This is a genomic window from Variovorax humicola (assembly GCF_037889915.1).
Lineage (GTDB): Bacteria > Pseudomonadota > Gammaproteobacteria > Burkholderiales > Burkholderiaceae_C > Variovorax > Variovorax humicola.
Genome location: NZ_JBBKZV010000010.1, coordinates 14397 through 33522, shown reverse-complemented (window position 1 = coordinate 33522; position 19126 = coordinate 14397). Strand labels below are relative to the sequence as shown.

General features: G+C 66.1%; 19 protein-coding genes. 4 read left to right on the top strand and 15 right to left on the bottom strand.

The window, feature by feature from the left end; translation table 11 throughout:
- Positions 1-8: 8 nt before the first annotated feature.
- Genes paaD through WKW80_RS17470 form a run of 8 tightly spaced genes read right to left on the bottom strand, consistent with a single transcriptional unit; the run spans position 9 to position 7803 of the window.
- Positions 9-545 carry a 1,2-phenylacetyl-CoA epoxidase subunit PaaD gene (gene paaD / locus WKW80_RS17505; protein WP_340364851.1) on the bottom strand — a complete coding sequence of 179 codons (537 nt, stop codon included), beginning with the start codon at positions 543-545 and terminating at the stop codon, positions 9-11.
- Positions 542-1315, bottom strand: coding sequence for a 1,2-phenylacetyl-CoA epoxidase subunit PaaC (paaC, locus tag WKW80_RS17500; RefSeq protein ID WP_340364850.1), 774 nt, complete (start codon positions 1313-1315; stop codon positions 542-544). Before paaC ends, paaD begins: the two co-directional genes overlap by 4 nt.
- A 10-nt stretch (positions 1316-1325) precedes the next feature.
- On the bottom strand, positions 1326-1616 hold the full coding sequence (gene paaB / locus WKW80_RS17495) for a 1,2-phenylacetyl-CoA epoxidase subunit PaaB (protein WP_340364849.1): 291 nt from the start codon (positions 1614-1616) through the stop codon (positions 1326-1328).
- 58 nt (positions 1617-1674) lie between these two features.
- The gene (gene paaA, locus WKW80_RS17490; protein ID WP_340364848.1) at positions 1675-2685 is read right to left on the bottom strand and encodes a 1,2-phenylacetyl-CoA epoxidase subunit PaaA; all 1011 of its coding nucleotides are present in this window, start codon (positions 2683-2685) and stop codon (positions 1675-1677) included.
- A gap of 20 nt (positions 2686-2705) precedes the next feature.
- Positions 2706-5153 (bottom strand): penicillin acylase family protein, encoded by a 2448-nt coding sequence (locus tag WKW80_RS17485; protein WP_340364847.1) that lies wholly within the window; start codon positions 5151-5153, stop codon positions 2706-2708.
- Between the two features lie 41 nt (positions 5154-5194).
- Complete coding sequence (gene paaK, locus WKW80_RS17480) at positions 5195-6508, bottom strand: phenylacetate--CoA ligase PaaK (protein ID WP_340364846.1); 1314 nt, start codon at positions 6506-6508, stop codon at positions 5195-5197.
- 28 nt (positions 6509-6536) lie between these two features.
- Positions 6537-6980 (bottom strand): hydroxyphenylacetyl-CoA thioesterase PaaI, encoded by a 444-nt coding sequence (gene paaI / locus WKW80_RS17475; protein WP_340364845.1) that lies wholly within the window; start codon positions 6978-6980, stop codon positions 6537-6539.
- A gap of 40 nt (positions 6981-7020) precedes the next feature.
- Complete coding sequence (locus WKW80_RS17470; RefSeq protein WP_340364844.1) at positions 7021-7803, bottom strand: enoyl-CoA hydratase-related protein; 783 nt, start codon at positions 7801-7803, stop codon at positions 7021-7023.
- A gap of 124 nt (positions 7804-7927) precedes the next feature.
- Between WKW80_RS17470 and WKW80_RS17465 the strand changes: the two genes are divergently transcribed.
- The 3 genes from WKW80_RS17465 to WKW80_RS17455 all read left to right on the top strand — a co-directional run bounded on the left by WKW80_RS17465 (position 7928) and on the right by WKW80_RS17455 (position 10459).
- Positions 7928-8533, top strand: a complete 606-nt coding sequence (locus WKW80_RS17465; protein ID WP_340364843.1) for a phenylacetic acid degradation protein PaaY — start codon at positions 7928-7930, stop codon at positions 8531-8533.
- Positions 8534-8587: 54 nt separating this feature from the next.
- Entirely contained in the window at positions 8588-9235 is a 648-nt protein-coding gene (locus WKW80_RS17460; RefSeq protein WP_340364842.1) for a TetR/AcrR family transcriptional regulator, read from the top strand.
- Positions 9236-9550: 315 nt separating this feature from the next.
- Positions 9551-10459 (top strand): tetratricopeptide repeat protein, encoded by a 909-nt coding sequence (locus tag WKW80_RS17455; protein ID WP_340364841.1) that lies wholly within the window; start codon positions 9551-9553, stop codon positions 10457-10459.
- Between the two features lie 89 nt (positions 10460-10548).
- Here WKW80_RS17455 and WKW80_RS17450 read toward each other — a convergent pair whose 3' ends face one another.
- The 7 genes from WKW80_RS17450 to pxpB form a co-directional block, all read right to left on the bottom strand.
- Complete coding sequence (locus WKW80_RS17450; protein ID WP_340364840.1) at positions 10549-10797, bottom strand: hypothetical protein; 249 nt, start codon at positions 10795-10797, stop codon at positions 10549-10551.
- Positions 10798-10810: 13 nt separating this feature from the next.
- Positions 10811-12094, bottom strand: coding sequence for a xanthine dehydrogenase family Fe-S subunit (locus tag WKW80_RS17445; protein WP_340364839.1), 1284 nt, complete (start codon positions 12092-12094; stop codon positions 10811-10813).
- Entirely contained in the window at positions 12091-12912 is an 822-nt protein-coding gene (locus WKW80_RS17440; protein WP_340364838.1) for an FAD binding domain-containing protein, read from the bottom strand. Before WKW80_RS17440 ends, WKW80_RS17445 begins: the two co-directional genes overlap by 4 nt.
- The gene (locus tag WKW80_RS17435; RefSeq protein ID WP_340364837.1) at positions 12909-15305 is read right to left on the bottom strand and encodes a xanthine dehydrogenase family protein molybdopterin-binding subunit; all 2397 of its coding nucleotides are present in this window, start codon (positions 15303-15305) and stop codon (positions 12909-12911) included. The genes WKW80_RS17440 and WKW80_RS17435 overlap by 4 nt, the downstream gene beginning before the upstream one ends.
- A gap of 172 nt (positions 15306-15477) precedes the next feature.
- Positions 15478-16239, bottom strand: coding sequence for a GntR family transcriptional regulator (locus tag WKW80_RS17430; protein WP_340364836.1), 762 nt, complete (start codon positions 16237-16239; stop codon positions 15478-15480).
- 95 nt (positions 16240-16334) lie between these two features.
- A complete protein-coding gene (locus WKW80_RS17425) occupies positions 16335-17372 on the bottom strand; it encodes a 5-oxoprolinase subunit C family protein (RefSeq protein ID WP_340364835.1) in 1038 nt (345 codons plus the stop codon).
- Positions 17369-18121 carry a 5-oxoprolinase subunit PxpB gene (gene pxpB, locus WKW80_RS17420; protein ID WP_340364834.1) on the bottom strand — a complete coding sequence of 251 codons (753 nt, stop codon included), beginning with the start codon at positions 18119-18121 and terminating at the stop codon, positions 17369-17371. The genes WKW80_RS17425 and pxpB overlap by 4 nt, the downstream gene beginning before the upstream one ends.
- A 189-nt stretch (positions 18122-18310) precedes the next feature.
- On the opposite strand from pxpB, the gene WKW80_RS17415 reads away from it, so the two are divergent.
- Complete coding sequence (locus tag WKW80_RS17415; protein WP_340364833.1) at positions 18311-19084, top strand: LamB/YcsF family protein; 774 nt, start codon at positions 18311-18313, stop codon at positions 19082-19084.
- The last annotated feature ends 42 nt before the right edge of the window (positions 19085-19126 follow it).

Genomic DNA, 19126 nt, shown 5'->3' with positions numbered 1-19126 from the left:
GTTCTCGATCAGATCGGCTTGAAGTGCTCGAAGGGCTCTTTGCAGGTCAGGCAACGGTAGATCGCCTTGCATGCGGTGGAACCGAAGGCCGCGAGCCGCTCGGTGTGGAAACTGCCGCAGCGTGGGCAGGCGAGTTTTTCCGCCTCGCTGCGACGGCCGAAGAACCGGACGGGTGCCGCTTCCTGCGAAGTCGCCGGGCCGGGTGGCGCAATGCCGTATTCGGCGAGCTTGCGGCGGCCTTCGGCGCTGATCCAGTCGGTGGTCCAGGCCGGTGCGCGGCGCAGGCTGACGCGGGCCGGGCCGAGGCCCGCGGCATCGACGGCGGCCAACACGTCGTGCTCGATCACCTCGGTCGCGGGGCAGCCGGAGTAGGTCGGCGTCAGCACGATCTCGAGCCCGTCGTCGTGCTCGATCACGTCGCGCACGATGCCGAGGTCACGCACCGAAACGGCGGGCACCTCGGGGTCGAGCACCGATGCGAGCACGTCCCAGGCCGCGCGCAGGCGCTCGCCCTGTACGTCCGCGGCAACCAGTTCCAGCGTCACCACACGCCTCCGGGAAAGCTGCGCTGCAGGTACTGCATGTCGGTCAGGATGAAGCCCATGTGCTCGCTGTGCATGCCGCGCTTGCCTTCGCTGCGGAAGGCGGATTCGGCGGGCATCGCGAGGCCGGCTTCGTCCAGGATCTGTTGCATCTCCGCCTGCCACGGCGCCTTCAGCTCGGACCAGAGCGGCCCCATGCCGGCTTCATGGGCCTGTTCGTCGACGGCATCGGTGTCGAACATCTCGGCCACATAGCGCCCCAGTTGTTCGAGCGCGGCCTTCATGCGATTGCGCGACTCGTCGGTCCCGTCGCCCAGGCGCACCACCCAATCGCCCGAATGCTGCTGGTGATAGCGCGCTTCCTTCAGCGCCTTGCCGGCAATCGCGTTGACCTCGGGATCGGTCGAATTCGCGAGCCGTTCCCACAGCAGCTTGAGCCAGGTCGAGACCATGGTGTTGCGCAGCACGCTGAAAGCGAAGTCGCCGCGCGGCAGTTCGACCATCGTCAGGTTGAAGTAATCGCGCTCGTTGCGAAGGAAGGCCAGCTGGTCTTCGTCGTGTTGCCGGCCTTCGATTTCACCGGCCCGCGTCAGCAAGGCCCGCGCCTGGCCGATGAGGTCGAGCGCGATGTTCGACATGGCGATGTCTTCCTCGAGGATGGGCGCATGGCCGCACCATTCGCCGAGCCGCTGGGCGAGGATCAGGCAGGTGTCGCCGATGCGCAGCAGGTACTGCGCGGAAGGCGTCAGTTGGAGTTCGATGGACGATTGCATGGCGACGCGCTCACATGTGGTCCACGGCCTTGGGCAGCACGTAGAAGGTCGGGTGGCGGTAGACCTTGTCTTCGGCCGGGTCGAAGTACATGTCCTTGTCGCCGGGGTCGCTTGCCACGATCTGCTCGGAGCGCACCACCCAGACGCTGCAGCCTTCCTGCCGGCGCGTGTAGACGTCGCGCGCCATCTGGATGGCCATCTTCGAGTCGGCGGCATGCAGGCTGCCGCAATGCTTGTGGTCCAGGCCCGCCTTGCTGCGGACGAAAACTTCCCACAGGGGCCATTCGTTTTCGGTAGTCATTGGGTAACCTCCGCGCTACGCGTTGCGGTGCGATCGCCTTCGGGCGGCCGTGCGTCGATCATGCTGCTTCCTTCAAGGTTGATTGCTTGCGGGCGTGTGCGAGTGCGGCTTCGCGCACCCATGCGCCGTCTTCCCAGGCCTTGACGCGCGCCGCCAGCCGTTCGCGGTTGCACGGCCCATCGCCGCCGATCACACGCCAGAATTCACTCCAGTCGATCGCGCCGTGGTCGTGCGCCTGGCGCTCCTCGTTCCACTTCAGATCCGGGTCGGGCAGGGTCACGCCGAGAATGCGCGCCTGCTCCACCGCCGCGTCGATGAACTTCTGGCGCAGTTCGTCGTTGCTGAAACGCTTGATGCCCCAACGCATTGACTGCGCGCTGTTGGGCGACTGGTCGTCCGGCGGGCCGAACATCATGATCGACGGCCACCACCAGCGATTGACCGCGTCCTGCACCATCGCCTTCTGCGCGGCTGTGCCCTTGGTCATCATCGTGAGCAGGGCTTCGTAGCCCTGGCGCTGATGGAAACTCTCTTCGCGGCAGATGCGGATCATGGCGCGCGCATACGGCGCATAAGAGCAGCGGCAGATCGGCACCTGGTTCATGATTGCCGCGCCGTCGACCAGCCAGCCGATGGTGCCGATGTCGGCCCAGGTCAGCGTCGGGTAGTTGAAGATCGAGCTGTACTTGGCCTTGCCGCTGTGCAGCGCATCGAACATCTGGTCGCGCGAGGTGCCGAGCGTTTCGGCCGCCGCGTAGAGATAGAGGCCGTGGCCGCCCTCGTCCTGCACCTTGGCCAGCAGGATGGCCTTGCGCTTCAACGTGGGCGCGCGGCTGATCCAGTTGCCCTCCGGCAGCATGCCGACGATTTCCGAATGCGCATGCTGGCTGATCTGCCGCACCAGCGTCTTGCGGTAGTGGTCGGGCATCCAGTCCTTCGCCTCGATGAAATCGCCGGCGTCGATGTGCGCGTCGAAGCGTTCCTCGAACTGCATTTCCTCGGCGGAGCGAACCGCCTTCTTGCCGTCGCCGGGCTCCTTGCCCATCGTGTCCATGGCTTGCGTGTACATCGTGATCTCCTGTTGAAGGGTCAATACGCCAACTGCTTGGTCGATTCGAGATTCCGGTCCACCTCGGCCGGCGTCAGCGACTCGCTCTTGCAGCCGAAGTCCTTGAAGAGCGCCATCTGGTCGCTATAGTGCGCCGCCTTGCGGCCGTCTGGCGCAACGAAGCCGCTCTGTCCGGGCGGTGCCGCCGTGCACATGGAAACGCTGCCGGCCGAGAACACCACCTTGTCGTTCTGCGAACCGCGGTTCATGTAGCTCGGCAGCGTCAGCAATTCGTCGGCGTTGGCCTGCGGCGCTCCGATGAAGTTGCTGGTGAGGAACACGTGCCTGGTGACCGGCGTGCGCCACCGGGCCGTATCGCTGCCGTACTGCGCCGTCAACTCGGACACGGCCTGTGCGAGAGTGCTGCGGATCATCGCGTTCTTGTCGGCGCCATTGAAGAAGTCGTAGCGCTGCGGCACCCCGGCCTTGGGGCCGAGCAATGCGTTGTAGAGCAGCTTGGAGCCATTACCCGGCCGGATGCTGGCGACTTGCGTCGCGCCCGCGTAGCCTCCGTTCGAATAGGCCGCGAACACTTCGGGCGGCAGATCGTCGGCCAGCAATTGCTTGTAGATGATCGGCAGCCACGCCATCATGATCGTCGTGGCCGGGCTCTGGTAGGCACCTTGCTCGGTCGGGTCGTCGTTCTCCATGTTCCACGCGGCAAGGATCTGCGCAGCGCGATGCGCCGGATCCGTGGCTGGCAAACCGCGCGTGGCCTCCACGATGAACGGGACGAAATAGCGCGCGTTGGTGTCCGCGTAGGCCGTGCTGCGGTTGATGGCCCAAAGCTCATCGCGCGTCAGGCGCGGCTTGGCTTCGAGGCGCGTGATGAATTCATTGACCCGGTCTGCCGCCGCGTAGTTGCCGCCATCGCTGACCGCGCCTGGCGCGGACTGGTTGTTCCAGTTGGCGATGTAGCCCTGCGCGGGATTGAACACCTGCGGGTCTTCCTTGAAGGGACGAATGCCCTGCCACTCCATCGAGCCGTCGCCGATCGCCGGCAGGCGAACGTCCTGCGAGGCGGGGCGGATCGGCAGTCGACCGGGCGAGACGTAACCGATGTTTCCGTCGGCGTCCGCGTAGTACCAGTTGATGGTGATCGCGACTCGCGAAGCCTGCGCCAGCCACTGGTCCCAGTTCTTTGCCTGCATGGAATGGATCCAGCCGAGCAGCGATTCGAGCTCATGGCCGTCCCAGCTCCGCTTCATCGAGAAGGCGGTGTTGTTCGGAAGATCGAAGTCCGTGACGATGCCATGCACTGTCGAGTAGACATCCAGGCTCTGATCGGCCTGGCCCTTGACCTTGATGATCTCCGTGCGCTTGCCCATCGGCCGCATGGCACCGTTGAAGAGGTACTCGTAGCGGTTCGACGCGTTGAGCTTCTCCTGGTACATGTCGTTGACATCCAGCGGGCCCGCAGTCGCACCCCAGGCGATCTTTCCGTTGGTGCCGAACAGGATTACCGGATGCGCGAAGGGCGTGTTGCCCGTCACGTCGTAGCCAGCGCCGTGCAGCCCGACGGCGAACACATACGACGGATTGAACCAGTTGAATTGCGGCCCGTTGATGAGCACCGTGCTGCCGTCGCTGGTCTTTTTCGGCCCGGTGATCCAGAGGTTGCTTGCGATGGGTCGCTGCCACGGCTCCGCGACACCGCGCGACGCCGCATCGACGTCGCTGCGGGAGGCCAGCAGTTCTGGCGAGACCGGCACCAGGCGGGCCAACGGATCGTCACCCTTCGCTGAACCATTCGCCGGCAGCGCGGCGGCCTGCCTCTGCCCGCCGCTGCGCGGGACCGTGGTCGGCGCAAGCGGATCCTCGATCCAGCGGATCTGGTCGAAGAGTTCGCGGCCGAGCGCATCGCCCTTCGCCTTCTGGAGTTGATTCAGCAGACGGAGGTTGGCGATTTCGCTGCTCGCATTCGAGTAGCGGTTGGCCATGGTGCCGACCCAGATCATCGCAACGTCGTAGCCGGTCCAGTCGGCCTTCGGCTCGAAGGCGGCGTCGATGAACTGCTTCGGCATCAGGGTGCCCTTGGCAGCCAGCACCTCTTTCACGCGTGCATTGAAGCCTGCTGCATAACCGTCGAAGATGGCCTTTTCATCGGGCGGCAACCTGGCCATCTGCGCCTTGATGGAATCGGGCGTGAAGGCCGACCGGCTCCCCTTGTCGAGCGCCACATAGTTCGGACCCATGACTTCCGAGACGGTCCCGAGCACGGCGCGGCGCGCCATTTCCATCTGGAAGAGGCGGTCTTCGGCCACGACATAGCCGTAGCCGTGGAACAGGCCACGCACATCGTTCGCGTAGACATGCGGAACGCCGTAGGTGTCTCGCTTGATCGTGGCCGTTCCGGTCGAGGTAGCCGTCGTAGCGGCGCAGCCGGCCAGCGCAAGGGCTGTGCAAAGGAGAGAAAGTTTCTTCAGCATGGAATGGTTTGTTCGTCGCTCGGAGGATGAATGCGCAGCGCTCAGCGCGGGCGTTTGTCGACCACGCGGCGGGCCTTGCCGGTCTGCGTGCGTTCGATGGTGTTCGGGTCGAACACCCGGACTTCGGTCGAGATGCCGACCAGCGTCTTGATGCGATGCTGCACCCACGTCGCCACCGCGTTGCGGTCGCTTTCACTGACGTGGCTGCCGGGCTGCAGTTCGCAATGCACCTCGACCTGGTCGAGCAGCCCCTCGCGGCTGATGTGCATCTGGTAGACGCCGGTGAGCTTCTCATGCGCGAGCACGATCTCCTCGACCTGTGTCGGAAAGACGTTGACGCCACGGATGATCATCATGTCGTCGCTGCGACCGACGATCTTGCCCATGCGGCGGAACGAGCGCGAGGTCGGCGGCAGCAGCCGCGTGAGATCGCGCGTGCGATAGCGGATGACGGGGAATGCTTCCTTGGTCAGCGAGGTGAAGACGAGTTCGCCCTCCTCGCCGTCGGGCACCAGTTCACCGGTGTCGGGGTCGATGATCTCGGGATAGAAATGGTCTTCCCAGATCACCGGGCCGTCCTTGCTCTCGATGCATTCGCTGGCCACGCCGGGGCCCATCACTTCCGAGAGGCCGTAGATGTCGACCGCATCGATGCCGGCCTTGTGCTCGATGTCGTGGCGCATCGCTTCGGTCCACGGCTCCGCGCCGAAGATGCCCACCTTCAGCGAGCTCGCGCGCGCATCGAGGCCCTGGCGCGTGAACTCCTCGATGATCACCTGCATGTAGCTGGGCGTGACCATGATGATGGACGGCTTGAAGTCCTGGATCAACTGCACCTGCTTCTCGGTCTGCCCGCCCGACATCGGGATGACAGTGCAGCCCGCGCGTTCGGCACCGTAGTGGGCGCCCAGTCCGCCGGTGAACAGGCCATAGCCATAGGCGATGTGGATCATGTCGCCCGGTCGGCCGCCTGCGGCGCGAATCGATCGCGCGACGAGCTCGGCCCATGTGTCGATGTCGTTTTTCGTGTAGCCGACCACAGTCGGCTTGCCGGTCGTGCCGGACGATGCATGCACGCGCGCGAGCTGTTCGCGCGGCACGGCGAAGAGGCCGAACGGGTAGTTGTCGCGCAGGTCGGACTTGACCAGGAACGGAAACTTCGAGAGGTCGCCGAGCTGCTTCAGGTCGCCCGGCTTCACACCCTTGGCATCGAAGGTCTTGCGGTAGTGCGGCACGTTGTCGTACGCCCGCTGCAACGTCGACTTCATGCGCGCCAATTGCAGCGCGGCAATCTCGTCGCGGCTGGCCTTCTCGATGGCCGACAGGTCGTCGGGCCCCGGTTGCTTCACTGGCATGTTGTCTCCTCGGTGAGGCTGGCAGGGTTCACGCAGGCACGACGGCCGGCTTGCCCTTCATGGTGTACGAGCGGCCGCGGAACACAGCCAGTCGCTCGCCCCGCTGGTTGGTGACTTCGGTGTCATAGACGCCGGTGCGACCGGCCTTCGACACCTCTTCGCAACGCGCGTTCAGCACATCGCCGAGCTTCGCGGGCGCGATGAAATCGATGCCGAATCCGGAGGCGACGGTCATCTCGTTGTACGAGTTGCACGCAAAGGCAAAGGCCGAATCGGCCAGCGTGGCGATGAAACCGCCGTGGCACATGTCATGCCCGTTGAGCATGTCTTCGCGCACCTGCATGCGGATCGTTGCGGTGCCCGGCGCGATGTCGACCACGCGCATGCCGAGCGAACGTGTCGCGCGGTCGTTGCGCAACATGCCTTCGCGGACATGCTCGGCAGTTTGTTGTGGGGATGGGAGTTCGGTCATGTGGGCTGTCATGTGGATCGGCGTTGGCTGCCTCGGGTGCTCAGCGATCGGTGAAGCTCGGTGCGCGCTTGTTGCGGAACGCGTCCACGCCTTCGAGATAGTCGTGCGAACCGCCGAGGTCCGATTGCAGCGCGGCTTCCTGTTGCAGTGCCTCGCGCATGTCCATGCCCTGTGCGGCCACCAACGCCTGCCGCGTAGCGACCAGCGCACGCGTCGGCATGCCGGCGAGCCGCGTCGCAAGGGCGTTCGCGGTGTCGAGCAGCGCGGCGTCGTCGACGCATTGCCAGATCATTCCCATCTGCGCGGCATCGGCCGCCGGCACCTTGTCGCCCAGCATGGCCAGGCCGAGCGCGCGCGCCGAGCCCACCAGCCTCGGCAGCAGCCAGGTTCCGCCGGTGTCCACCACCAACCCGATCTTGGAGAACGCCTGGATGAAAGACGCGGAGCGCGCGGCAATCACGAGATCGCAGCACAAGGCGAGATTGGCACCGGCACCCGCGGCGACACCGTTCACCGCGGCAATCACCGGCACCGGCATCGAGCGGACGCGCTCGACCAGGGGCGCATAGTTCGCCTCGATCAACTTGCCGAGGTCCTGTCCTGGCGCGGCGGCCGGATCGCTCAAGTCCTGGCCCGCGCAGAACCCGCGGCCAGCGCCCGTGATGATCACGCAGCGCACCGACGGATCGGCCGCGGCGGCGTTCAGCGCCGCCAGCAGTTCGGCGTGCATCGCACTCGTGAAACTGTTCATCGCGGCTGGACGGCTCAGCGTCAGCGTGGTTACGGCGCCAGCCTGGCTCGCCGAAATCGTGGGCTCTGTCATCGTGGTGGATTCCCGAAACATTATTGACCGACCGTTCGGTAGAGTTTATTATTTCCTCGCTTCGGTACGCAAGTTGTTTGAACTTGGTGGAAACCCTAGCCAACAAAGCAAAGAGGAAAGAGACATGCCCTGCTACTCGATCGAAGGCGTCAGGCCGGTCGTCGACCCAAGCGCCCACGTGCACCCGACCGCCGTGCTGATCGGCGACGTGATCGTCGGGCCGAACTGCTACGTCGGGCCCAATGCCAGCTTGCGCGGCGACTTCGGCCGCATCGTGCTCCACGCCGGCGCCAATGTGCAAGACACCTGCGTAATGCACGGCTTCCCGCTGCAGGACACGCTCATCGAAGAGAACGGCCACGTCGGCCATGGCGCGGTGCTGCACGGCTGCATCGTGCGGCGCGATGCCCTCGTCGGCATGAATGCCGTGGTGATGGACGAGGCCGAGATCGGCGCCCAATCCTTCGTCGCGGCCTGCGCCTTCGTGCCGGCGGGCATGAAGGTGCCGCCGCGCAGCCTGGCCGCTGGCATGCCGGCCAAGGTCAAGCGCGAACTCAGCGACTCCGAGATCGCATGGAAGCTCGATGGCACCCTGACCTACCAGGAGCTGACGCGGCGCTGCCAGGCCAGCCTGGTCGAGGTCGAGCCGCTCGCGGCCGTCGAAGACAACCGGCCGCGCGTACAGCATTCGACGGTGCGCACGCTGATCGCCACCAAGCGCGACGAGTAACCGGGGCGGCCGCTCAAGCAGGATTCGCATCAACCAACCAGGGGATTCAACGACATGCCGCGCGGACGAGCCTCCACCTACGAAGACCAGCGAGAGTTGATCCTGACCCGCGCCGCCGCGCTGTTCGCGAAGCGGGGCTACGCCTCGGCATCGATGAACCAGGTGGCAGAAGCGTGCGGGCTATCGAAGGCTTCGCTCTACCACTACTACAAGGACAAATACAGCCTGCTCGTCAGCATCGCCGAGGGACACGTCTCGCGCCTGCAGGCCTTGATCGACGACGAATCCGCCGCCAGGTTGCGCGGCGAGGCCAGGCTGCGCCACATGATCCATCGCATCGTGGCCGAGTACGCCAATGCACAGGACGCGCATCGGGTGTTGACCGAAGACGTCAAGTTCCTTACGCCGGAGGACCGCGAGCGCGTGCTCGACAAGGAGCGTCGCGTCGTCGCCGGCTTCGCGCGCGCCGTGTCGGAAATGCGCTCGGGCAAGCCGAGCGCCCACCTGTCGAAGCCCCTGACCATGCTGCTGTTCGGCATGATCAACTGGATGTTCACCTGGATGAAGCCCGACGGCGAACTGGACTACGCCGCCATGGCGCCGATCGTCGCGGACTTGTTCCTGGGCGGGATCGAGAAGGTGCAATTGCCGGAAGGTGCCGATGCAATCGATCCGCACGACGACGCCATGGCAGCGCCCTGAAGGCACCACGGCAGCACCATCGCGGCGCGCCAATCAACGCCGGACTCTCATGATCGGTTTTCCACCGCGCTGTCGCACGACCGGCGACGCATGAAAACCGGCGCGGTCAATTCCAGGGATACCGCGGAACCGGCTTCGCCGGGCCTTCGTGGACGCATTGTGGCGTCCGCCGACGCATCTTGCAGGCCGCGACGCACACGCACCGCGCTGCCGCCGCCAGACACTGAAACACGCCTGATTAAGGGCCACTTAATGGGCGCGTGTTCCAGTCTCTGAACCACCATCCGGTGACCGACCTTCGAAAGCGCTCACAACATGTACAAACGTCTTGTCATCCAACTGGGCCTCGTCCTTGCCCTGGCCGTGCCGGTCGCTGCGCTCGCGCAGGCCGACACGCACCCGCTTCGTACCAACGAGCCGACGATCGACGACATCTACAAGGCTGCCTCGAGCGGCAGGCTTCGCGAAGCCGACGAAATGATCGGCAAGGTGCTGGCCGCGCACCCCGGCAGCGGCAAGGCCCACTTCGTCCACGCCGAATTGCTGGCCAAGGAGGGCAATCTTGCCGCGGCCAGATCCGAGTTCGCCAAGGCCAACGAACTGGCGCCCGGCCTTCCCTTTGCAAGGCCGGAGGCTGTTGCGGGCCTGGCGGAGCGGCTCGATGCGTCGAAGCCCCCCAGGGCGGCCGCCGGAACGTCGACTGGACTGCAGTCCCCGTCGCTGGCTGCGCCTGAGTCTGCGCCGGGCATGGGCGCACCGGCGAAACTGGGCATCCTGGCCCTGCTGATCGCCGCGGGTGTCTTCGTGTTCCGGCGACTCGGCCGCGCCCGTGCGGCGGCGGCCGGACCGAACACGAACTACGCAGCAGGCCCTGGCGCGCCGTCTTATGCGAACGGGCCGACAGGCTACGCCCAGAATGCGCCGGTGAACCCCGCCAGCTACGCGCCCGCGCCCGCGCCGGGTGGATTGCCGGGCGGTTTGGGAGGCGCCTTGATGACCGGCGCGGCCATGGGCCTGGGCGCTGTGGCTGTCGAGGAAGCGGTACGGCACTTCTCGCACCGGGACGGGCGCTCGAGCGACCTCGAGCGTCATCCGAGCGGCCCGTCGACGTTCGGCGACAACCTCGGGCCGGACACCAGCGCCGACATGGGAGGCAATGATTTCGGCATCCAGGACGCCGGGTCCTGGGACAGCGGCACTGACAACAGCGGCAGCGACTGGTAGGCGCCAAGCCTCCCGTCAACCCAAGGCACGTGCTCGAAGTTTGCAGTCGGCCGAGCACGCCTGGATTCGCATCCAGTCGACGGAGGCCTTCACATCCAGCCGACGGGGGCCGGCTCGTCGGCTTGCGCAGGCTGGCGCGGCCCCTGAAGTTTGTCGCTCGCGAGCTTGCCCATTTCGACACATCCGGCTTCCCACGCGGCGGTCCACGTTTCGCAGGCTTCGCTTGCGCTGTCGATCTGTTTCCAGGATTGCCATTCGCTCTCCATGAGGACCCAGACAAAACGCCCCGGATAGGGTTCCTTCACGAACAACGCGATGGTTCGGCTGGCCGTTGTCACTTCGAAATCCCCTTCAGGAGCGGCGGAACAACTTGCCGAAGAAGCCGGAGATCCGTTCCCACAGCACCGAGAACACCAGCGCGCCGGCGTTCAGTTCGGCGGCCTGCGGCGCAGGCGCGCTCCCGTCGGAATTGCTGCCGCCATGGCTCAGGCGCGCGCGCAGGTTCTCTGCGAAAGCGTCGGTCATGCGCTTGGCGATGTCCTTGACGATGCTGGAGCGGCTGAACTGGGCGAGCGAGCCTGTCAGCGCGAATCCGACCTGCACGTCCACGCGCGTCGCTTTCCCGTCCTTTTCCTCGACCAGGCTGTAGCGGATCTCGCCGCGCGTCGCGGAACTCGACTTGGTGTCGCGTGCGCTGCCGAAGATCATGCCGACGTACTGGGCCGGGTCCCGCTCGACGTCCGCGGCGCCCTCGAAGTCCGCCACGATCGGTCCCACCTTGATGCGCAACTTGGGTTCGACATGGGTTTCGGTCGGCGGCGCCAGCAACGATGCGCCGGGCAGGCAGGTGGTCACGTCGCCAAGGCGGCCAAAGAAGGCCCAGACCTCGTCGCGCGGGAAGTCGACGGTGAAAGTCTGGTTCAGGGTGGTCATCGGCTTGCTGCTGTCCGACGCTGTGCGGGTGGCCGGGGCCGCAGTGGGCGTGGCCGTGGCCGGCGCCGGTGCCGACGCCTTCGGCGGTGCCGACGCCTTCGGCGCTGCCACGCTGACCCGGGTGGTTGCGCCATTCACTGCTGCGGGACTGCCGCCCCCGGCCATCGGCGCAGCATGCCCAGACCCCACCGGACCCAACGCGGTCCGCGCATTCACGCACACGGTAAAGCCCGCTGCCCTGCGCTCCTCGATGACCGCCTGCACGGCACGCACGATGCCAACATAGCCGGTGCAACGGCACAGATTGCCGCTCATCGCATAGCGGATGTCCTGCTCGCTGGCATCGGGCATGCGCAGCACCACGTCGCGAGCCGAGGCCAGCATGCCGGGTGTGCAGTAGCCGCATTGCAGCGCGTGCTCGCGCGAGAACGCGGCGCGCAGCGCGCGCATGACGTCGTCGTCGTCCATCCCTTCGATGGTGGTGACGTCGGCGCCGTCGCAAGCCACCGCCAGCGTGATGCACGAGCGCGCCGGCACGCCGTCGATCATCAGCGTGCAGGCCCCGCAAACGCCGTGCTCGCATCCCAGGTGGGTGCCGGTCAGGTCGAGCGAATCGCGCAGGAAGTCGGCGAGCTGCGTGCGGGGTTCGACGGCCGCGCCCGAGACGACCTTGCCATTCACGGTCAGGTTGATGGTTTTCATGACTGTTCGGCCCGATCGACGGCGCGCTTCAGGGCGGCAATGTGAATCTGGTTGTCCAATGCGTCGTCCAGTCCCGCATCGGCAAGGAGCTTGTGCGCTGCATCCACGTCGAGCTTGCGGCCCTCGCCGAAGAGCGACCGCGCATCGGTCACGATGATCGGCTTGGCCTCGGTGGCACCGATCACGACGCGGCAAACCTTGCGATCGGGGTCGTGCAGCACCACGCCGATGGCATGCGCGAACTCGCCGGTCTTGCGGCACAGCTTGTGATAACCCCAGCGTGCGCCGTCGGACAGGCGGGGAATCCTCACCGCTTCCAGCATTTCGCCGGGCTCGAGGGCGGTTTCGAACACGCCGGTCATGAAGTCCTCGATCGCCAGCCGGCGCTTGCCGGCGGGGCCGGCGATGATCACTTCGGCACCGAGCGCGGCAAGGCTGGAGATCCAGTCGGCCGACGGGTCGGCATGCACCAGGCTTCCGCCAATGGTGCCGCGGTTGCGCACCGCGCGGTAGGCAATCCCGCGCGCCACCTTCGAGAGCGCGCCGCGCGTGACATCGGGCACCCGGCCATCCTCGATGTCCGCATGCGTCACGCACGCGCCGATGACGATGGCGTCCTTGCCGACTTCCACGCGCTTCAGTTCCGGGATGCCCGTGATGTCGACCAGCAGGTCGGGCTGCACCAGGCGCAGGTTGAGCATCGGTCCGAGCGACTGGCTGCCGGCCACGATCTTGACGACGATGTCGTCGCGTTGCAGGTGTCGGATCACGGCGGCAAGGTCCGCGGGCCGCTCGTAGTCGAAGCGTGCTGGTTTCATGGCGCCACCTTCGCGCTGTCGCGCATTGCCGTCGATGCCGTCGATGCCGCAATCGCTGCCGCGGCGGCGTCCTGTGCCTCGGCGATGGCTTCCAGCACGCGGCGCGGCGTGACGGGCGAGACGTACAGCGACGCACCGAGCGGACGCAGTGCGTCGTTGACGGCATTGCAGATCGCGGCGGGCGGCGGGATCGCGCCGCTCTCCCCGACACCCTTGACGCCGAACTCGGTGTAGGGCGAAACGGTTTCCATGTGGATCAACCTCGGCTCGGGCACCTCGGTCGGGCCGGGCAGCAGGTAGTCGGCAAAGGTCGATGCCTGCGGCTGGCCGGATGCGTCGAAGGCCATCTCCTCGTAGAGCGCGGTGCCGATGCCTTGCGCGGTCCCGCCGTAGATCTGGCCGTCCACGACCATCGGATTGACCAGCTTGCCGCCGTCCTCGACGATCACGTAGTCGAGGATCTCGACGTCGCCCGTCTCGCGGTCGATCGCCACGACCACCGCGTGCGCGCCATAGCCGAAGGTACCGGAGTCCCGCTGCGGCTTGTAGCCCTCGGTCACCTCCAGCCCGCCGGGATTGACCCCCGCGGGCAGGTCCTGCGGCCGCCGGTACCAGGTCCGGGCGATCTCGCCGATCGAAAGGCTGCCGGAGGGACCGGTCAACCTGCCATCGCGCAACACGACCTGGTCCGCCTGCGTCTCGAGCATCCATGCGCCGATGACCGACAGGCGGGCCGACAACTGCTGGCAGGCACGCGAGACCGCGCCGCCCGACATCACCATGCAGCGCGAGCCCCAGGTGCCGGTCGAATACGGGGTGAACGCGGTGTCGCCATGGATCAGCTTGACCTTGGACACGTCGATGCCGAGGATCTCGTTGGCCACCTGCGCCAACGTGGTTTCGAGGCTTTGGCCGTGCGAGTGCGCGCCGATGCGCAGCTCGAGCCCGCCGTCGGGCGTCAGGCGCGCCGTCGCCTGCTCGTAGCCAGGCACCATCGGAATGCCCCAGCCCGCGTACACCGACGTGCCGTGCGCCGCCTGCTCGCAATAGATCGACACCCCGACGCCGATCAGGCGGCCATCGGCCTCGCCGCGCTTCTGGCGCGCACGGATGGCGGGAAGGTCGATCGCCTCCACCGCCTGGCGCAGCGCCTCGGGATAGTCGCCGCTGTCGAAGTGCTTCTTCGTGATGTTGTCGAACGGCATCTGCTCCGGACGCACCAGGCTTTTCATGCGCAGCTCGTGCGGCTCGATGCCGGCCGCATGCGCCAGATCATCGAGCAGCAACTCCAGCGCGAAGCACACGCCGGTGCGCGCGACGCCTCGGTAGGGCAGGATCGGGCATTTGTTGGTGGCGACGGAATGCGTCACGCAGCGATAGCCCGGAAAGTCGTACGGCCCCGGCAGGATGCTCGCGACCTGCGCAGCCTCCAGGCAGGCCGAGAACGGATACGACGAATACGCGCCCGAGTCGACGGTCGCCTCGCAGTCGATACCCAGCAAGCGGCCCGTACTGTCGGCGTAGCCGGTGATCACGTAGTGGTGCTCGCGGCAGTTGGCGCCGCCGGTCAGGTGTTCGCGACGGTCCTCGATCCAGCGCACCGGGCGCCCGAGCCGCATCGCCAGCCAGCTGACCGCGACTTCCTCGGTGAGCAGGATGCCCTTGTAGCCGAAGCCGCCGCCGACGTCCGGTGCGATGACCCGCACCTGGCCTTCGTCGAGGCCCAGGCATTCGGAGAGCCCTGTGCGCACGATGTGCGGCATCTGCGTCGCGGTGTAGACGACGAGTTGCTCCAGGCGCGTATCCCAGTGGGCCACGACGCCGCGCCCTTCCATCGGCGCCATGGACTGCCGCGACGTGCGGATCACGCGCTTGACCTTGATCGGCGCATCGCTCACCCGGTCGATGTCGACGTTGACGCGGGTCTCCAGGAAGACGTTGTCGGGCCACTCTTCGTGCAGGCGCGTGGAAACGTCGCGGCGGGCCTCGAGCATGTCGTGCACCGCCGGCAGTTCCTCCAGGTCGAGCCGGACGGCGGCCGCGATGTCCTCGGCTTCGGCACGCGTCGGCGCCACGCACATGGCAACCGTCTCGCCGACGTGGCGCACCTTGCCCTGCGCGAGGATCGGCTGCTCGGAAATCTTGAAGCCAGGCAAGCCTGACACCGACCGGATCGGCCTGACCGAACCTAGATCCTGCACGGTGTAGACGCCGTCCCGGCACGCAGGCGGTATGTCGATGCCGACGATCCGCGCGTGAGCGAGTGGGCTGCGGACAAAGGCAACGTCCAGCATGCCTGCCATGCGTATGTCCGCCACGAACTGGCCACGCCCCCGTAGCAGGCGGTCGTCTTCCTTGCGAAGTACCCGTGCCCCGACACCTTGAGTCGACATCGATTCGCTCCTCTCGTCATTGACTGCGTCCGTGCGCCGCGGCGCTCCATCGCGGAGCGCGGACGACGCCGGAGGACGGGCAAGATTGCCGTCGAGCACTCAGTCTAACATACCATCTTTAGTATGTTAGAGAGAATAGAGGGCAAAAACCCTTAGGCGCGCGCGCCAGGCATCAAGCGAACTTGCGACGGCGCGCGGCCTGGCTGCTGCCTTCGAAGAAGTCGATGGACATCTTCACGACATCGCTTCGATAGGTGATGTCGGAGACGTAGATCGCAACGTCGGCTTCGTCACGCACGACCCATCGCACCTCGGCCGTGGGCGCGCTCATCGGCACGCTCAGCAGTTCCGCCGTCTCCGGGTCGGCGGTGCCGATCACGAAGGTCTGGTGCGCATGGCGGATGCCGATCTTCATGGTCGCCAGGATCGGCAGGGCCGTGCGCTTCAGGAAGCGCGCCCGTTCGCGCTCGAAGATCTCCTTGGAGAGATGCAGGTTGACGACGCCATAAGGCACGCCATCCTTCAACTGCACGCTGCGCAGGAAGACATACTCGCTGGCCAGGACGCCCTCGCCCTCGCGCAGGCGCGGGGCGGCCGGCGGATCGTCCACCTTGATGAACTTCGGAACGTTGTCCCTGATCGAGTCCAGCACCGCATCCCACGAGGTCTGGAGCGTGAACCAGCGCTTGTCGTCGAGTTGGTCGTTGACGAAAGTGCCTCGGCCCTGTTGGCGGGTGACCAGGCCGTCGCGCTCGAGCAATTCGACAGCTTGGCGGACGGTCACGCGGGCGACCTGGAACTCTTCTTCGAGTTCTTCGAGCGTCGAGATTTTCTCGCCCGGTTTCCAGTCGCCGATCTCGATGCGGCGGCGCAGCGCGGCGGCGACCTGGATGTAGGCGGGAATCTGCCCGCGTGGGCGCGGTGTTGCTGTCATTTGCATCCCATTGATCTCATCATTCCAACAATGGAATTTCAGAATAGCATACGCTTCATGGCGTCAGCTGTCGCTGACGTTTCGCGCGGCGGGGCTCAGTCTATCGCCACCACGCCGCTGATCAGGCTTTCCGTGTAGAGGGCCGCGACGTCGATTACCGCAGCGCTGTCCGCCACCCGCAATGACCCGGTGCAACGGCGCAGGAAGGCTTCCTGGTCCCTTCGCAACGCTTGGGCTTCGGCCAGGCCCACGGCCGCGAAGCGCACCTTTCGGCCTGGCCGGCGCCGACCCAGCACCGGAATGTCGGTCGAAATCACCGTCGCGATCTTGGGATAGCCGCCAGTCGTCTGGGCATCCGCCAGCAGCACGATCGGCTGGCCTGAGCCCGGCACCTGGATCGAGCCCGTGACGATGCCGTCCGACACGATGTTGTAGCCCTTCTCGTGTGCCAGCGGCACGCCTTCCAGGCGGAATCCCATGCGATCAGACTGCGCCGACACAACGTATTCGGCAGACAGAAACTGCTCGATCGCCGCCTCCGAAAAGAAATCCGCCTGCGGTCCGAGCATCACGCGCACCGGTTGCTCGAGCGCCAGGTCGAATGGCTGCGCCAGCATCCGTTCGGGGCGCTCCTTGGCCGCGGGCTGCCTGAGCGGCACGCTGTCGCCGGCCTTCAGCGTCAGGCCGTTGATGCCGCCCATGCGGCCGCGGACGTAGGTCGATGCACTGCCCAATTGCGGCGCCAGGTCGATCCCGCCCTCGATCGCCAGATACGCACAAGCCGAATCGCCCATCGACGCGATGCGGATGACATCGCCGCGTCTCAGGCGCGCACTCGTGCCCGCCGGGACACGGCGGGCGTTGTCGCCGCCGACCTCGATGGCGCCATTGCAGCCCGCCAGCGCGACACGCACGGAATCGGCCTCGACCTGGAACGCCGGTCCTTGCAACAGCATTTCGAGGACGGGCGTCGCGCCGGCATTGCCGACCAATGCATTGGCCAACTGCAGGCCGATGCGGTCGAGCGGGCCGGAAAGCGGCACGCCGACGTCCTGGAAGCCCGAGCGGCCGAGGTCCTGCACGGTCGTATGGATGCCCGGGCTGGTCACCTTGAGCGTGGAAGTCGAGGTCATTGCGCAATGCTCCAGGAAGACAACACGTATGAACCGTCTGCACTCGCGCGGCGTATGTCCTCGAACTCCGACGCGCTGACAGGTTCGAAGCGCACCTTGTCGCCAGGGCCGAACAGCGCGGGGCGCTCGCGTTGCGCGTCGAACAGGCGAACGGGGGTGGTACCGATCAGATGCCAGCCGCCGGGACTCTCGATCGGATAGATGGCCGTCATGTTCGACGCGATGGCGATCGAGCCGGCGGGCACGCGAACGCGCGGATCGGCACGGCGCGGCAGCACCAGGGCCGCGGGCAGGTCACCCATGTACGGATAGCCCGGCACGAAGCCGATCATGTAGATGTGGAACTGCGTGCCGGTGTGCATTGCGACCACCTCTTGCGTGGTGAGGCCGGTGCGTTGCGCCACGTCCGCGAGGTCTGGTGCATGCGAAGCCTCGTAGCACGCAGGCACGTGCCACAGCCGCGCCTCGGTGCCGGCGGCCGCATCGCCATGCAGCAGGCCCTCGAGTTGCCGCTCGAGGCTGGCGCCGTCCACCTGCAACGGGTCGTACCTCACCATCAGCGAGCGATAGGTGGGCACCGACTCGATCACGCCGGGCAGGCTCGCGGCCCGCAGCTTCGCGCCCAGCGCGAGCACTCTTGTGCTGAGGGCGCGGTCGATGCGATCGCCGAACTCCACAACCATCGCGGTGTCACCCGCGGGAAGAAACCGCACATCCATGTCCTTCTCCTTGTCCGTTCGTTCAGTCAAATCGAGAAATCAAAACTTGCTTATCGTATTGTCTTACTATTGTTGGTACCATATACTAACTTGGCCGGCAACGGAACTCAATCGGAATCCGCGCCGGGACCGCGTACGCAGGTACGCGCCACGCGCCCCGTCGAACAGGCGGGGCACCCATCGACAGAACATTCGCAAGCGAGAACAAAGGACAAGGCAATGACATCGGTCAATCTCAATGCAGACATGGGAGAAGGGTTCGGCGCCTACGACATCGGCAACGACGACGCCATCCTCAAGATCATCCGGTCGGCCAATATCGCGTGCGGCTTTCACGCCGGCGACCCGCTCACCATGCGCCACGTCATCGAGCGGGCCAAGGCGGAGGGCGTCAGCATCGGCGCCCACCCGGGCTTCAACGACCTCTGGGGCTTCGGCCGTCGCCGCATCGACATGCGCCCGGACGACCTGGAAAACCTGATCGCCTACCAGATCGGCGCCCTGCAGGCGATGGCCTCGTTCTGCGGCGAAAAGGTGACCCACGTGAAGCCGCACGGCGCGCTCAACAACATGGCTGCCGAGAACGCCGACTACGCCATGGCCATCGGCCGGGCCATCAAGGCGGTGGACCGGGACCTGATCTACGTCGCGCTGTCCGGATCCGAGATGGAGAAGGCTGCGCTGAAGCTCGAGCTGCCGCTGGCGCGCGAGGGCTTCTGCGACCGCCAGTACGAGGACGACGGCAACCTGACCTCCCGCAAGGTGCCCGGCTCGGTCATCAAGGATCCGGCCGTCGCCACGCAGCACGTGGTGCAGATGGTGGTCGAGGGCGAGATCGTCTCGCGCACCGGCAAGCGCATCAAGCGCCGCGTCGATTCCCTCTGCGTCCATGGCGACGAGCCGACCGCGCTGGCCTTGTCCGCCGCCGTGCGCAAAGGGCTCGAGGACGCTGGCGTGAAGGTCGTCCCGCTCACTGAAATGCAGCTTCGCTGATCCCAGCCGAGCCCGCGCACGTCAGAAACCCAAAGGAGTCAA